Here is a 15,504-nt window from a genome sequence, read left to right on the forward strand (position 1 = left end):
TGGCGGCCGCCCGATTGAATGGAGCCATGAGCCTCTTCCTCACCGTCGACGCCGGCGGCACCTCCACGCGGGCCCTGGTCCACGACGCCGCGGGGAACTGCTCCGGGTATGGCGTCGCCGGTGGCGGAAATCCCACCGCCTCAGGCGTGGAAAGTGTTGCGAATACGATGCGTTCGGCGGCCAGTGACGCGTTGGCGCAGGCGGGAGCCGTGCCGGATGACATCGAACACGCCCTGGCAGCCATGGCCGGGTCCGCGATCGGCCTCACCGGCGTCGAACGCGGCCTCCAGCAACTCGGTGTGAGTGCGCCGCTTCAGCTGGGCAGCGACCCGGAGGCGATGTTCTTCACGGGCACCGCACAACTGGGTGGCGCCGCCCTTGTCTCCGGCACCGGTGCTGCGGCGATCGTCATTCGCGGCGGCAGCACGGTCGCGCGCAGCGACGGACGCGGGTGGCTGCTCGGCGATGACGGCTCCGGCTACTGGATCGCCCGCCGGGTCGTGCGTGCGGTCACGGCCGACCTGGACGGCCGCGGTCCCCGCACCTCGCTGACCGATGCGTTGCTGCCCGAGGCGGGTGTGAAGGGCGATCGATCCGCCGACAAGGACGTGCTGCTCGATCAACTCGTCACGAACCTCTACGCGATCCCGACGCCCGGCATCGCACGCTTCGCGCCATTGGCGTTCGCTCAGGCGGGCATCGATGAGACGGCCCGGTCGATCGTCGACGAGGCGGGCGCCGCCCTCGCCGAGACGGTCGCCGCAGTCGACTCACCCGATCGTGACGCGCCGCTGGTGGTGGGCGGGAGCGTGCTCTTCCACCAGGAGGGACTGCGCACTCGCGTGACCGACCTCTTGCGGCAGCGCGGTTGGACCGGCCCCGTCATACCCGTGGCGGACGGCACGCTCGGCGCAGTCAGCATGAACCTGCGTTCGGCCGGCGTCACCGTCGACGCCGAATTGCATGATCATGCTCGGATCTCGTTGGCCGGCATACGTTCTCGGCACTGAACCCCGGAGCGATTCAGAGGGTGCCGGTGACGGCTTGCAGGCCGAGGCTCGCGAGCGACACGCACACCCACAGCATCGCTCCGAGGGCGAGCGGACGCGCGCCGGCCTGCCGCAGCTGCGCGGGTCGCATCCCCACCCCGATGGCCGCGAGGGCGACGGTGATCAGGAAGGTCCCGGTGAAGGTCAGGCCTTCGTGCCACGCGGCCGGGATCGCCCCGAGCGAGTTGAGCGCGGCGGCCACCAGGAAACCGATGAGGAACGCCGGCACCACCTTGCGCCACGGAATCCGCGCCCGCTCGCCGTTGCCGGCCGCGTCGCGTCGTGCCGTCACGAACGCGAGCACGACGACGATCGGGATGATCAACAACGACCGGGTCAGCTTGACGACGATCGCGTACGGTCCGGCACCGTCGCCGAAACTGTATGCCGCGGCGACGACCGATGAGGTGTCGTTGACGGCCGTGCCACTCCACAGCCCGAACGAGTGACCCGTCATACCGATCAGGTGACCGATCGGCGGAAACAGCAGCACCGCAAGGATGTTGAAGGTGAAGATCGTCCCGATGGCGTAGGCGACGTTCGACTGCTTCGGGCGTATGACGGCCGTGGTGGCGGCGATGGCGGAGGCGCCACAGATGCCCGTGCCGACCCCGATGAGGGTCGCCAGCTCACCGTTGATGCCGAGCAGGCGCCCGAGGACGAACGCTCCGCCGATCGACACGGCGAAGGTTCCGAGCATCACCGGCAGCGAATCACCGCCGACGTGGACCACCTGTGACAGCGACAGGCCGGTCCCCAGCACGACGATCGACAGCTGCAGCACCGTCTTACCGGCGAATTCCACGCCCGGCGCGAAACGACGATCGCCGTGCAACATCGGGACAGTGCTGCCGGCGACGATGCCGAGGACGATCCCGAAGACCGGGCCACCGATGACCGGCGCGAAGTGGCCGAAGACCGTTGCCACACAAGCGATCACGAAAGCGACGAGAACCCCGGGCACTGCGGATCGAGCAGCGGACGAGGAACCAGGATGCGTATCGAGATCGCGACCATCCGCCTCGAGGTCACCGGCGGTGCGCCCGGACACTTCCGCACTGTGGAGCTTCGTCGTTCCCATGCTTCAAGGCTCGGGGAATGCGGAGTGGCACGGTAGCCGTCATATCCCCATGGCGGGTATATCCTCCGCATATGAGGGACTGGCCGGACCTGAGCGCGCTCGAGCTGCTTGTCGCCGTCGCCGACCACGGCAGCCTGTCGGCCGGCGCACGAGCCACCGGGGTCGCTCAGCCCAACGCCAGCCGTTCGATCGCGCGGCTGGAACGTCATCTCGGAGTTACTCTGCTGCACCGGTCGACGCACGGTTCGACGCTGACCGCCTCGGGCCTGCTGGTCGTCGAATGGTCCCGGAAGGTCATCCAGGCGGCACGCGAATTGTCAGAGGGCGCAACGTCGCTCGCGACCGACAGCGCCGAATCGATCGTCGTGGCGGCCAGCCAGACGGTTGCCGAGCACCTGTTGCCCTCCTGGCTGGCAGCCCTGCGCGACACGCATCCGGAGCTACGGATCGAGGTCCACGTGCACAACACCCACGACGTCCTCGACGACCTGCGCGAGGCACGGTGCGATCTCGGCTTCATCGAGGGCCCGCGTCCGCCCCGTGGCGTGAACCATCTGGTAGTCGCTCACGACGAGTTGGTCCTCGTTGTTCCGCCGCAGCACGAGTGGGCCCACCGGCGGACGCCGGTGACGGAGGCGGAGCTGGGCGCGACGCGACTCGTGATGCGCGAGGCCGGCTCGGGCACGCGCGTCGCCCTCGACGAGGCGCTCGGTGCGCCGGCCCGGCCGATGCTCGAACTCGCCAGCAATGCGGCGGTGCGCGTCAGTGTGCTGTCGGGTACGGCTCCCGCTGTGCTGAGCCGGCTCGCGGTGTCCGACGCACTCGCCGGCGGCACCCTGTGCGAGGTCCGGACCACGCTCGGCCTGCGCCGGCAACTGCGCGCCGTCTGGACCGGACCACGCCGATTGCGTGGCGCGCCGGCCGAACTCGTGGCGATCGCGAAACGCAGCTGACGTCAGGACCGGCGGTTCTCGGTCACCCACAGCGGTATGACGCCGCGCACGACCTCGGTGCCGTCGGCCAGCTTCCCCACCACGCGCACGTTCACCTCATGCGGTGTCGGCTGGTCCCAGTCGGCCGGATCGGTCTCGGCGATGCAGTCGACCGCACTCGGCACCTTGGTGATGTATTCGAGCTGAATCCCCTTGGGAATCCAGCGAGTTCCCGGCTTGACCGTCGCCTCCGCGAGCAGTCCCATGGCCGCTTCCATACCGTTCGCCACCGCGATCGCGTGGATCGTGCCGATGTGGTTCTGCACGCCGCGCCACTTGCGGATCCGCACCACGCCGCGGTTGGGCGCCATCTCCCGGACCTGGGGTTGCACGGTCGCGAAGTAGGGAGCCCGGGCCATGAACCCCAGCGCGAAGAGCTGCCGTCCGAACGGCTTGGCGGTCAGGCGCTGATACAGCTGGTATGTCGACGTCATGCGCCGATGTTACTGGTCAGTAGCCGGTTTCGATACACTCCCCCGCTGCGCAGCTCCGCTACTCAACCAGCTTGGTCCCGACGACGTCCCGGACGATCCGGTCGACCCGGAGTCCCTTGCGCTCGAAGCGGGTCTCCACCCGGCCCTCGAAGCGTGGCGCGAAGCCACCGTGGTCACCGCGCGGATCGACCTCGGCATCGCCCGGGTCGGCGAGCCTTCCGGCATACGGGTTGACCAACCGCGGGCAGCCCTCGACGACGTCCCGGATCTGCCAGGCGTAGTCAGCCCAGTCCGTGGCGAGCCGCCAATTGCCTTCCGGCTCCAGCAGATCGGCGACCTTGTCGGCGAACTCCGGTTGCACAAGACGTCGCTTGTGATGCTTGGACTTCGGCCACGGGTCCGGGAAGAACGTCCACACCTCCCGCACACTGCCCGGACCGAGCATGCTCGGCAGTGCCTGGGCCGCATCGGCGCAGATCAGCCGAACGTTGTCGACGCCCTCGTGGACGGCCTTGGCGATCGTCTGGGCCACGCCCGGGATCCAGACCTCGATCGCCAGGAAGTTGACCCCGGGCGCCTGCTTGGCGGCGTGGACCACGCAGTCGCCGCCGCCGGAGCCGATCTCGACGACCAGCGGCGCCGTCCGACCGAAGGCCGTCGCCACATCGAGGCGGAAGTCGGGCTCGACCGTCGTACCCTGGCCGACCATCGGCACATCCAGCACGTATGCCGGGCCGTGCTCGGCCAGCGCGCGGTGATGCCGCTCTGCCATCCGCCCGCCCCGCCGCGTGAACGACCGTGTGCGCGCCAAGTGGTTGGCGACAGAGGCGTGCGCCGAATCCGGTTGCGACACTTACTTCTTCGCCTTCTCGGCAGCTCCGGAATCCTGCGACAGCGCGGCGATGAAGGCCTCCTGCGGGACCTCGACGGAGCCGACCATCTTCATCCGCTTCTTGCCTTCCTTCTGCTTCTCCAGCAGCTTGCGCTTCCGGCTGATGTCACCGCCGTAGCACTTGGCCAGCACGTCCTTGCGGATGGCGCGGATGTTCTCGCGGGCGATCACGCGCGTGCCGATCGCCGCCTGGATCGGCACCTCGAACTGCTGCCGCGGGATGAGGTCCTTGAGCTTGGTCGCCATCGACACGCCATACGCATAGGCCTTGTCGCGGTGCACGATGTTGGAGAACGCGTCGACCTTGTCCCCCTGCAGCAGCACATCGACCTTGACCAGGTCGGCCTCCTGCTCACCATCGGGTTCGTAGTCGAGAGAGGCATATCCGCGGGTCTTGGACTTCAACGCGTCGAAGAAGTCGAAGACGATCTCGGCGAGCGGCAGCGTGTAGCGCATCTCCACCCGCTCGGGCGAGAGGTAGTCCATGCCGCGCAGCGTCCCGCGCCGCGACTGGCACAGCTCCATGACCGCGCCGATGAACTCACTGGGTGCCAGGATCGTGCCGCGCACCACCGGCTCGGTGATCGAGGAGACCTTGCCGTCGGGGAACTCGCTCGGATTGGTCACCGTCACGACCTGACCGTCGTCGAGCTTCACGTCATAGACCACGCTCGGCAGGGTCGAGATCAGGTCGAGGTCGAACTCGCGCTCCAGCCGCTCGCGGACGATCTCCAGGTGCAGCATGCCGAGGAAGCCGATCCGGAACCCGAAGCCGAGAGCGGCCGACGTCTCCGGCTCGTAGACGAGCGCGGCGTCGTTGAGCTTCAGCTTGTCGAGGGCGTCCCGCAGGATCGGATAGTCCGAGCCGTCGATCGGGTAGAGCCCGGAGTAGACCATCGGCTTCGGATCGCGGTAGCCGCCCAACGCCGTCGTCGCACCGTGCCGGGCGGACGTCACGGTGTCACCGACACGGGACTGCCGCACGTCCTTCACCCCGGTGATGAGGTAACCGACCTCGCCGACGCCCAGGCCGTCCGACGGCTTCGGCTCCGGTGAGATCACACCGATCTCGAGCAGGTCGTGGATGGCGCCGGTCGACATCATCTCGATGCGTTCGCGCGGGCTCAACGAGCCGTCGATGACACGCACGTAGGTCACCACACCGCGGTAGGTGTCATAGACCGAGTCGAAGATCATCGCTCGCGCAGGAGCCTCGGCGTCACCCTGTGGTGCGGGGATCTGCCGCACGATCTCGTCCAGCAGCGGCTCGACGCCCACACCGGTCTTGCCCGACACCTGCAGCACATCGGCCGGATCGCAGCCGATGAGACCGGCGAGCTCCTCGGCATACCGCTCCGGCTGCGCTGCCGGCAGGTCGATCTTGTTCAGCACCGGGATGATCGTCAGGTCGTTCTCCATGGCGAGGTAGAGGTTCGCCAGCGTCTGCGCCTCGATGCCCTGCGCCGCGTCCACCAGCAGGATCGCGCCCTCGCAGGCCGCCAGCGAGCGCGACACCTCATAGGTGAAGTCGACGTGTCCGGGTGTGTCGATCATGTTGAGGCAGTAGGTCGTGTCGGCCGCCTCCCACGGCATACGGACCGCCTGGCTCTTGATCGTGATGCCACGCTCCCGCTCGATGTCCATGCGGTCGAGGTACTGCGCGCGCATCGCCCGCTGTTCGACGACGCCGGTGATCTGCAGCATCCGATCGGCCAGCGTCGACTTGCCGTGGTCGATGTGGGCGATGATGCAGAAGTTCCGGATCAGGTCCGGGGGCGTTGCGGCGGGCGGCAGCGCCTGACGAGCCATGGGAGACAACGGGGCTTACCTCGAGAACGAGCGGGATCGGGTGACTTGGCACAGTCTCCCACGGGAGACGCCATCGTCCGAACCCGGGAAATTCCGCGGTCGGGTCTCATTTCTCGCGGCGGGCGAGCAGCGCGCTGGCACCGGCGATCACGATGCCGGCCACGGCCAGCACCGCGCCGACCCGGCTGGGCCACTCGTAGCCGAGGCCGTGTGCGAGCACGACACTGCCCAGCCAGGCCCCGAGCGCATTGGCGATGTTCAGCGTCGAGTGGTTCAGGGCGGCCGCCAGCGACTGCCCCTCGTTCGCGACGTCCATCAGCCGCGTCTGCAGCAACGGCACCAGCACCGACGGCAGCAGCCCGAGCAGGAACACGGCCAGCACCGCGGTCGGCCGGGCCTGAGCCAGCACGCCGAAGACCGCCAGCAACACCGCGATCGCCGCCAGCATCGCGATCATCCCGCGCAACATCCCGTATGCCGCGACGCGTCCCGACAGCATCGTGCCGAGCGTCATACCCACGCCGTACGCGACCAGGATGAAGGGCACCGCGGAGTCCTGGAAACCCGCGAGGTGCGTCATCGTCGGCGTGATGTAGGAGAAGGTCGCGAACATGCCGCCGAAGCCGACCGTGCCGACTCCCAGCGTCAGCCACACCTGCGGACGCGCGAGCGCGCTCAGCTCCGAGCGGGCGGAGGCACCGTGGTCCGCGGCCTGCATCGGCACCCAGGCGAGGACCGCCAGCACCGTGACCAGCGCGATCACGCCGACGAGGACGTAGGGCCACTGCCAGCCCAGGTGCTGGCCGAGCAGCGTCCCCAGCGGCACCCCCACGATGTTGGCGACAGTCAGGCCGGCCAGCATCATCGCGACGGCGGAGGTGCGCCGGTGCCGCGGCACGAGCGAGGCGGCCACCACCGAGCCGATACCGAAGAACGCCCCGTGCGGCAGGCCGCTGACGAAGCGCGCGAGGAGCAACAACGAGTAGTTCGGTGCCATCGCCGAGCCGATGTTCCCGACAGCGAACGCCACCATCAGCGCGACCAGGACGACCTTGCGCCGTACGCCGGCCACCAGCATCGCCACCAAGGGGGCACCGACGACCACGCCCAGCGCGTATGCCGAGACGACGTGCCCGGCCGTCGGGATGCTGATGTGCACACCGTCGGCGATCTGTGGGAGCAGGCCCATCGTGACGAATTCCGTTGTCCCGATGGCGAAACCACCGAGCGCGAGCGCGAACAGCGCGGCCCTGACCCGCAGCGCGGACAGGGGTTCGTCGTCGCCGGTCGCGCTCCGGCGAGGAGTCAGGGATGTCGTCACCGACCCAGCGTTCCGTGTCACGATGGTTACTCGCGAGTAGAACGGCCCGACCGTGATCGGATTCACCCACCGTCGGCACCGCGGTGACTGCCACGTGACAGCCACTTGCGGAGCACGGCGAGGGCGGAAAGGATCGTCGGGAGGCTGCACGCTAGGCTGCCCTTGAGAGCCAGAAAATTCCGACATGCGAAAGTTTCACATCACATTGTGGAGGTTGCACCAATGTCCGACGAGACCACGCCGACGCTTCCGAACGGCGTGCAAGTCACTGGCCCGATCCAGCCGAGGTATGACGAGATCCTCAGCACGAACGCCCTGGAGCTCATCGCCGAGCTGCACCGCGAGCTGAACCCGCGTCGTCTCGAGGCCCTCGAAGCGCGCAAGCAGCGCGTCGCAGATGTGGCCGCCGGCAAGGATCTGGACTTCCTGGAGGAGACCCGATCGGTCCGTGAGGACCCGGAGTGGAAGGTCGCGCCGCTGGCGCCCGGCCTGGAGGACCGCCGCGTCGAGATGACCGGCCCCACCGATCGCAAGATGACGATCAACGCACTCAACTCGGGCGCCAAGGCGTGGCTGGCCGACCAGGAGGATGCCAACACCCCGCTGTGGGAGAACGTCGTCGAGGGTCCGCTGAACCTCAAGGACGCGCTCGACGGCACGATCGACTTCACCAGCCCGGAGGGCAAGGAGTACAAGCTCGTCGCCCCGGAGAAGCAGCCCACGATCATCGTGCGGCCCCGCGGCTGGCACATGCCCGAGAAGCACATCCTGGTGGACGGCGAGGAGACCTCCGGGTCGCTCGTCGACTTCGCGCTCTACTTCGTCGCCTGCGCGCAGAAGCAGATCGACCGCGGCAAGGGACCGTACTTCTACCTGCCGAAGATGGAGAGCCACAAGGAAGCCCGGCTGTGGAACGACGCGTTCGTCCTCGCCCAGGATCGCGTCGGCATCCCGCAGGGCACCATCCGCGCGACCTGCCTCATCGAGACGCTGCCCGCGGCGTTCGAGATGGAGGAGATCCTCTACGAGCTGCGCGACCACTCCTCCGGCCTCAACGCCGGCCGGTGGGACTACCTCTTCTCGGTCATCAAGACCTACCGCACCCGCGGCGCGGATTACATTGTCCCGGACCGCAATTCGGTGGGTATGACGGTGCCGTTCATGCGTGCCTACACGCAGCTGCTGGTCAACACCTGCCACCGCCGCGGCGCGTCCGCGATCGGCGGTATGGCGGCGTTCATCCCGAGCAAGGACGAGTCGGTCAACCAGGCGGCATACGAGAAGGTCACCGCCGACAAGTCCCGTGAGGCCGGCGACGGCTTCGACGGGTCCTGGGTGGCGCACCCGGGCATGGTCGGCACGTGCAAGGACGTCTTCGACGGCGTGCTCGGCGACCGGCCGAACCAGATCGACAACATCCCGGCCGCCGACGTCAAGGCCGCCCAGCTGCTCGACGTGAAGTCGACCCCGGGCGACGTGACCTCCGCCGGCCTGCGCAGCAACATCGACGTCGCGCTGCAGTACCTCAAGTCGTGGCTGGCCGGCCGCGGTGCCGTCGGCATCTACAACCTGATGGAGGACGCGGCGACCGCCGAGATCAGCCGTTCGCAGATCTGGCAGCAGATCCAGAACGACGTGAAGCTGGCCGACACCGGCGAGCAGGTCACCGCGGACATGGTGCTCAAGCTGGTCGACGAGGTCATCGCCGACCTGCCGGGTGACGCCGCCGACTACGAGGACGCCAAGGCGACGTTCCTGCAGGTCGCCGTTGCGGACGACTACGCAGACTTCCTCACCCTGCCGGCATACGCACGCATGCCCTGATCCCGTATGACGAACACCCAGACACCGATCGCAGCTGTCACCGCACAGCTGCGGTCGGTGCTTGCGTCCGAAGCCGTCATCGACGACCCGACCCGGCTGGCGACCTATGACTGCGACGGTCTCCTGCTCTACCGGGTGACGCCCGCACTCGTGGTGCTCGCTCGCACCGCCGACGACGTGCAGCTCGCCGTGCGTGCCTGCGCCGAGCACGGTGTGCCGTTCGTGGCACGCGGGTCGGGCACGGGACTGTCCGGCGGAGCGCTCCCCCACGCGGACGGAGTGCTGATCGTGATGAGCGGATTCCGTGAGATCCGAAGCGTTTCCGCGCGTGACCAGCGGGCCGTGGTCGACCCGGGTGTCATCAATCTCAACGTCTCCACGCGGACGCGGCCGGAGGGCTACTACTTCGCGCCGGACCCCTCCAGCCAGCAGGTCTGCAGCATCGGCGGCAACGTCGCCGAGAACTCCGGTGGTGCGCACTGCCTCAAATACGGCTTCACCGCCACTCACGTCGTCGCCGCCGAGGTCGTGCTGCCCGACGGCGAGCGCACCACACTCGGCAGCACCGCGCCGGACGCGCCGGGGTATGACGTGCTCGGCGCCTTCGTCGGCTCGGAGGGCACCCTCGGCATCGCGACCGAGGTCACCGTGCGACTGACGCGCACACCGGCAGCGGTGCAGACCTTCCTGGCCGGTTTCGCCGACACCGACTCCGCAGGTGCGGCGGTCTCGGCGATCATCGGTGCGGGCATCGTGCCGGCCGCCATCGAGATGATGGACGCGCTGGCGATCGAGGCCGCCGAGGCCGCGGTCGCGTGCAACTACCCCGACGGTGCCGGGGCTGTCCTGGTGGTGGAGCTGGACGGGCCGGAGCACGAAGTGGCCGTCGAGCTGGCCGCCGCCGAAGCGCACTGCCGCGATGCCGGTGCCTTCGAGATCCGCATCGCCGCCGATGATGAGGAACGCCAGGCGATTTGGCGCGGCCGCAAGTCCGCCTTCGCCGCCGTCGGCCGGATCAGCCCCGACTACATCGTCCAGGACGGCGTCATCCCACGCACGGCGCTGCCGGAGGTGCTGCGGTCCATGACGGCACTTGCCACGGAGCGTGGGGTGCGCGTCGCCAACGTCTTCCATGCGGGCGACGGCAACCTGCACCCGCTGGTGCTCTTCGACGAGCGCGTGCCCGGTCAGGCGGCGGCCGCCGAGGACACGTCCGGCGCCATACTCGACCTGTGCCTGGCGCACGGCGGCTCGATCACCGGCGAGCACGGTGTCGGCGCCGACAAGGCCAAGCACATGCCCAAGATGTTCACCGATGCAGACCTGGACACCATGCAACTCGTGCGCTGCGCCTTCGACCCGACCGGAATCTCCAACCCCGGCAAGGTCTTTCCCACTCCCCGCCTGTGCGGCGAGGTCCCGGGCAAGCGCCGGGCCGCACATCCGGTGCAGGCTGCCGGGCTGGGCGAGGTCTTCTGACCATGCCGCTGCTCACGACACTGCAGGAGCTCGGCGTCGACGTGCGATCCGGCGGGCGCGACGACGCCCTCGACGGTCACGTGCCCGGATGCGTCGCTCGCCCCACGTCGACCGAGCAGGTCTCAGCCGTCCTGCGCGCCGCCCACGAGGATGGCGCCGTCACGGTGGTGCGTGGCAACGGCACCAAGCAGACGTTCGGCGGAGTCTGCCCCGCCCCCGATCTGCTGCTGGACACCCGTGGCCTGGACCGGCTGCTCGAGCACCAGCCGGGAGACCTCATCGTCCGCGCCGAAGCCGGTATGCCGCTCGCCGGCCTGCAGGAACGACTCCGGGACAGCGGCCAGCTGCTGAGCCTGGACGAACCGGTGCACGGCAGCACGATCGGTGGCGTTCTGGCGACCAACAGCAGCGGGCCGCACCGGCTGCAGCACGGCACCGCACGTGACCTGCTGATCGGCGCGACCGTCGTCCTCGCCGACGGCACGATCGCGCATTCCGGTGGCAAGGTCGTCAAGAACGTCGCGGGCTACGACCTGGGCAAGCTGCTGGTCGGGTCCTACGGCACCCTCGCGGTCATCACCGAAGCCACCTTCCGGCTGCACCCGATCCCGGAGACCCGCGCCTGGGTCACCGCGTCGGCACGCCCGGACGAGCTCGAGCCGCTCCTTGCCCGGTTGTGTCATTCGCAGCTGGCACCGGCTGCGCTCGAGATCGATTGGCAGCCGGGCGAACTCGCGACCGTAGCCCTGCTCGTCGAAGGCACCGCGGACGGTGTCGCCGGCCGGGTCGAGGCTGCGGGCCCGGAGTTCCAGACGGCGACCGAGGTGATCCCCGACCTCGACTGGCCCTGGAGCCTGCCCTGCCCGACCGACGGCACCGGCATCGCCCTCAAGATCACCTGCCGGCTCGGTGCGGTGGCCGAGATCGCCGACGCGGCAACCGAGCTGGGCCTGCACGTGCGCGGCGCTGCCGGCACCGGCGTGTTGTATGCCGCCGCACCGGCCGACACCTCCACAGCGCACCTCGCCGGCATGCTGCAGTTGCTGCGACCCCTGGCGGCTCGGGCCGGTGGAGCCGTGGTGCTGCTGACGGCGCCACTGGCGCTCCGTTACGAGGTCGACGTCTGGGGTCCGGTCAACGGGCTCCCGGTGATGCGGCGACTCAAGCAGCAGTTCGATCCGGGACGGCAACTCGCGCCGGGACGATTCGTGGGAGGCATCTGATGACCAACGCGTTCGACGCGCACAACCCGCCGTCGCAGGAGCTGATCGCCGACTGTGTGCACTGCGGCTTCTGCCTGCCGACCTGTCCGACATACCAGCTGTGGGGCGAGGAGATGGACTCCCCGCGCGGGCGCATCCACCTGATGCAGGCCGGCCTGGAGGGCGCGCCGCTCACCGATCAGATGGTCGAGCACTTCGACGCCTGCCTGGGCTGCATGTCGTGCGTGACTGCCTGCCCGAGCGGTGTGCAGTACGACCGGCTGCTCGAGCAGACCCGCGCCCAGGTCGAGCGGCGGCATGAGCGCTCACGCTCCGAAAAGGCCTTGCGCGAAACGATTTTCAGCCTCTTCCCCTACCCCTCCCGGCTACGCAAGCTGCGCGGACCGCTGCGCGCGACGCAGCGTCTCGGCCTCGACCGGGCACTGCGCCGCACCCGGCTGCTCGACCGGTTCTTCCCCGGACTCGCCGCCATGGAGCGACTCACCCCCAAGCTCGGGGCGCCGGAGAAGTTGCCGGAGGAGTTGCCCGCCGTCGGCGAGGAGCGCGCCGTCGTCGGACTCCTGACGGGTTGTGTCCAGGACGTCTTCTTCTCCGACGTCAACGCCGCCACGGCCCGCGTCCTGGCAGCGGAGGGATGCCGGGTCGTCATACCCAGGGATCAGGGGTGCTGCGGCGCGCTCAGCAGCCACTCCGGGCGCGAGCCGGAGGCACAGGGCTTCGCGCGACAGACGATGGCCACTTTCGCGGCGGCTCCCCAGATCCGGACCGTGGTGACGAACGCCGCCGGTTGCGGCAGTGCGATGAAGGACTACGGCCCACTCTTCGCCGCCGAGAATGACGACGCCACAACGCAATCGGCGCAAACCTTCGGCTCGAACGTTCGGGATCTGAGTGAGATCCTCACCGAGCTCGGGACCGTCGCGACCCGACACCCACTGCCGGTCCGCATCGCCTACCACGACGCCTGTCACCTCGGCCACGCGCAAGGTGTGCGATCGCAACCGCGCGAGCTGCTGCGCGCCATCCCGGGCGTGGAGCTGGTCGAGATCCCGGACGCCGCCATCTGCTGTGGCTCCGCCGGCGTCTACAACATCCTGCATCCGCAGACCGCCGCCGAGTTGGGTGAGGCCAAGGCCAAGAGCATCCTGGCGACGAAGCCGGACCTGATCGTGACCGCCAACCCCGGCTGCCTGATGCAGATCGCCAATGCCCTGGAGAAGCTCGGCACGCCGATCCCGATGGCGCACACCGCAACGGTGCTCGACGCGTCGATCCGCGGGCTCCCGGTGGAGAGCCTGGTGACGGCGTGACCTCGCGCTTCAGCCTGGCGCGCACCGCCACTCGCCTGCTCGGCGACGTCTTGCGCGACTCCCTCCGCCAGGCCGAAGGACGTCGGGCGTCGCGTCGTTCTACCAGCGGAGGACGGCCCACTCCCGGTAGCGCCCCGTCCGCACATCCCGCGTCGGATTACCCGGGCGACTACTCCGGCGCTCCGACCATGACCTACGCACCCAAGCCTGATGGCAAGCCGGACCCGGGCGAAATCGTCTGGGGTTGGGTGCCTTTCGAAGAGGACGCCAGCCAGGGCAAGGACCGGCCGGTGCTGCTCGTCGGCCGCGACGGCGGCTGGTTGCTCGCTCTGATGCTCACCAGCAAGGATCACGACCGCGACGCCGAGCAGGAGCGCCGGGCCGGACGCCTGTGGTGCGACATCGGCCGTGGCGACTGGGATCCGCACCACCGCCCCAGCGAGGTGCGCGTCAATCGGGTGATCCGGCTGTCCGAGTCGGCCATCCGGCGCGAGGGCTCCGTCCTGCCGCGCGCCCAGTTCGACCTGGTCGCCGACGCGGTCCGGGCCGCCTACGCCTAGCCCCTTCGCCGAGAGGACACCCACGGCATCCGGCGGACATGAAACTCCGCGCCGGATGCCGTTTCTCGTGTCCTGCCGGCAGCGTTCGCGCCCTGCCGGCGAAAGAGTGCCGCGGGCGGTACCCGATACTCGATGTTTCCGGTACCGTAAGTTACAAGAACATCCCGCCTGCACCGAAAGGCAACCATGAGCCACCCGCAGCAATCCAAGCCGTCCCTCGCCGACCGCGGCCAGTCGTTCGGCATGCGCCTCATCACCCGCGCCGGCGGCCTGGAGGCGATGAAGAACCCCGCGCTGCGCGCGAAGGTCGAGAAGGTCCTCTACCGCGGCGCTCGCCAGGGTTTCCGCGCCCAGGTCGCGGCCGGGCGCGCGTTCACCGCCAGGAGCGGTTCGGGATCGCCCACCCGCACCAAGCCGGCCAAGCCCCGCGTGCAGTTCGACCTGACGCCGAACGACGATCAGGAGATGATCCGCGAGGCGGCACGCGAGCTCGCCGATGAGGTCCTCCGCCCGGCCGCGTCGGCGGCCGACACCGAGCGGACCGTGCCCGACGCGGTGCGCGAGCAGGCCGCCCAGATGGGTATGGCGCTGCTCGGCGTGCCCACCGAGCTCGGCGGTGTCGCCGAGGAGGCGTCCGCCGTGACCAGCGTTCTCGTGCTCGAGGAGCTCGCCCGCGGCGACATGGGCCTCGCCGTCGCAGTGATGTCTCCGGCTGCCGTCGCGAACTGCCTTGTGAACTATGGCGACTCGGACCAGCAGGCGACCTACCTGCCCGCCTTCACGGACGAGAGTTCGCCCGCCACCGGCGCGCTCGCACTGATGGAGCCGCAGCCGCTGTTCGACCCGGCGAAGCCGCAGACGACCGGCCGCATCGACGGCGACGGCGTCGTCCTCGACGGCACCAAGGCACTCGTCCCGGGTGCCGCCACCGCTGACCTGTTCATCGTCTCGGCACTGATCGACGGCGCAGCGCGACTGGTGATCGTGCCGCCGACCACCGAGGGCGTCACCGTGTCGGACAACCCGGCCATGGGTGTGCGTGCGGCGCACACCGGCACGCTGCACCTGGAGCAGGTCCGCGTGTCCACGTCCAACCTGCTCGGCACCGCGGCAGACCACACCGACGCCGTCGCCCGTGCCCGTCTCGCCTGGTCCGCCGCCGCGGTCGGCACCGCGCAGGCCGTGCTCGACCAGGTGAAGACCTACACCAAGGAGCGCAAGGCCTTCGGCGAGCCGATCGCCCACCGGCAGGCCGTCGCCTTCACCGTCGCCAACATCGCCATCGAGCTCGACGGCCTGCGCCTGGTCGTATGGCGGGCAGCCTCGCGCCTCGACCGCGGTCTCGACGCGAGCGAGCAGATCGCCCACGCGCGAGCACTGACCGAGAAGCACTGCGCACAGATCGGTTCCGACGCCGTGCAGTTGCTCGGCGGTCACGGTTTCGTCAAGGAGTTCGACAACGAGCGGTGGTTCCGCGACCTGCGCGGCGCCGGCCTCATGGAGGGCGCGTTGCTCGTCTAGAGCAACAGC

At 69.1% G+C, this 15,504-nt stretch carries 13 protein-coding genes; 8 read left to right on the plus strand and 5 right to left on the minus strand.

What is annotated here, in order from left to right; translation table 11 throughout:
* Positions 1-26: 26 nt before the first annotated feature.
* Complete coding sequence (locus VG502_RS17645; protein ID WP_325551390.1) at positions 27-1,010, plus strand: N-acetylglucosamine kinase; 984 nt, start codon at positions 27-29, stop codon at positions 1,008-1,010.
* A gap of 13 nt (positions 1,011-1,023) precedes the next feature.
* Here the strand turns inward: VG502_RS17645 and VG502_RS17650 are convergent, their stop codons facing one another.
* A complete protein-coding gene (locus VG502_RS17650) occupies positions 1,024-2,130 on the minus strand; it encodes a YeiH family protein (RefSeq protein ID WP_325551391.1) in 1,107 nt (368 codons plus the stop codon).
* Positions 2,131-2,201: 71 nt separating this feature from the next.
* On the opposite strand from VG502_RS17650, the gene VG502_RS17655 reads away from it, so the two are divergent.
* Positions 2,202-3,083 (plus strand): LysR family transcriptional regulator, encoded by an 882-nt coding sequence (locus VG502_RS17655; RefSeq protein WP_325551392.1) that lies wholly within the window; start codon positions 2,202-2,204, stop codon positions 3,081-3,083.
* Positions 3,084-3,085: 2 nt separating this feature from the next.
* Here the strand turns inward: VG502_RS17655 and VG502_RS17660 are convergent, their stop codons facing one another.
* The 4 genes from VG502_RS17660 to VG502_RS17675 form a co-directional block, all read right to left on the minus strand.
* The gene (locus tag VG502_RS17660) at positions 3,086-3,556 is read right to left on the minus strand and encodes a hotdog fold domain-containing protein (RefSeq protein ID WP_325551393.1); all 471 of its coding nucleotides are present in this window, start codon (positions 3,554-3,556) and stop codon (positions 3,086-3,088) included.
* A 58-nt stretch (positions 3,557-3,614) separates the two neighbouring features.
* Positions 3,615-4,328: a tRNA (guanosine(46)-N7)-methyltransferase TrmB gene (gene trmB / locus VG502_RS17665; protein WP_325551394.1), complete on the minus strand. Its 714-nt coding sequence runs from the start codon at positions 4,326-4,328 to the stop codon at positions 3,615-3,617.
* 81 nt (positions 4,329-4,409) lie between these two features.
* Entirely contained in the window at positions 4,410-6,257 is a 1,848-nt protein-coding gene (gene lepA, locus VG502_RS17670; RefSeq protein WP_325551395.1) for a translation elongation factor 4, read from the minus strand.
* 106 nt (positions 6,258-6,363) lie between these two features.
* Complete coding sequence (locus tag VG502_RS17675) at positions 6,364-7,578, minus strand: MFS transporter (RefSeq protein ID WP_325551396.1); 1,215 nt, start codon at positions 7,576-7,578, stop codon at positions 6,364-6,366.
* 222 nt (positions 7,579-7,800) lie between these two features.
* Here VG502_RS17675 and aceB point away from each other — a divergent pair, with 222 nt between their 5' ends.
* The 6 genes from aceB to VG502_RS17705 all read left to right on the plus strand — a co-directional run bounded on the left by aceB (position 7,801) and on the right by VG502_RS17705 (position 15,495).
* Positions 7,801-9,402: a malate synthase A gene (gene aceB / locus VG502_RS17680; RefSeq protein ID WP_325551397.1), complete on the plus strand. Its 1,602-nt coding sequence runs from the start codon at positions 7,801-7,803 to the stop codon at positions 9,400-9,402.
* 6 nt (positions 9,403-9,408) lie between these two features.
* Positions 9,409-10,881 (plus strand): FAD-linked oxidase C-terminal domain-containing protein, encoded by a 1,473-nt coding sequence (locus VG502_RS17685; protein ID WP_325551398.1) that lies wholly within the window; start codon positions 9,409-9,411, stop codon positions 10,879-10,881.
* A gap of 2 nt (positions 10,882-10,883) precedes the next feature.
* The gene (locus VG502_RS17690; RefSeq protein WP_325551399.1) at positions 10,884-12,104 is read left to right on the plus strand and encodes an FAD-binding oxidoreductase; all 1,221 of its coding nucleotides are present in this window, start codon (positions 10,884-10,886) and stop codon (positions 12,102-12,104) included.
* Positions 12,104-13,414 carry a (Fe-S)-binding protein gene (locus VG502_RS17695; RefSeq protein ID WP_325551400.1) on the plus strand — a complete coding sequence of 437 codons (1,311 nt, stop codon included), beginning with the start codon at positions 12,104-12,106 and terminating at the stop codon, positions 13,412-13,414. Before VG502_RS17690 ends, VG502_RS17695 begins: the two co-directional genes overlap by 1 nt.
* The gene (locus VG502_RS17700; RefSeq protein WP_325551401.1) at positions 13,411-13,974 is read left to right on the plus strand and encodes a type II toxin-antitoxin system PemK/MazF family toxin; all 564 of its coding nucleotides are present in this window, start codon (positions 13,411-13,413) and stop codon (positions 13,972-13,974) included. The genes VG502_RS17695 and VG502_RS17700 overlap by 4 nt, the downstream gene beginning before the upstream one ends.
* A 186-nt stretch (positions 13,975-14,160) precedes the next feature.
* On the plus strand, positions 14,161-15,495 hold the full coding sequence (locus VG502_RS17705; RefSeq protein WP_325551402.1) for an acyl-CoA dehydrogenase family protein: 1,335 nt from the start codon (positions 14,161-14,163) through the stop codon (positions 15,493-15,495).
* The last annotated feature ends 9 nt before the right edge of the window (positions 15,496-15,504 follow it).

The organism is Flexivirga sp. (genome assembly GCF_035551235.1).
Classification (GTDB): Bacteria; Actinomycetota; Actinomycetes; order Actinomycetales; family Dermatophilaceae; genus Flexivirga.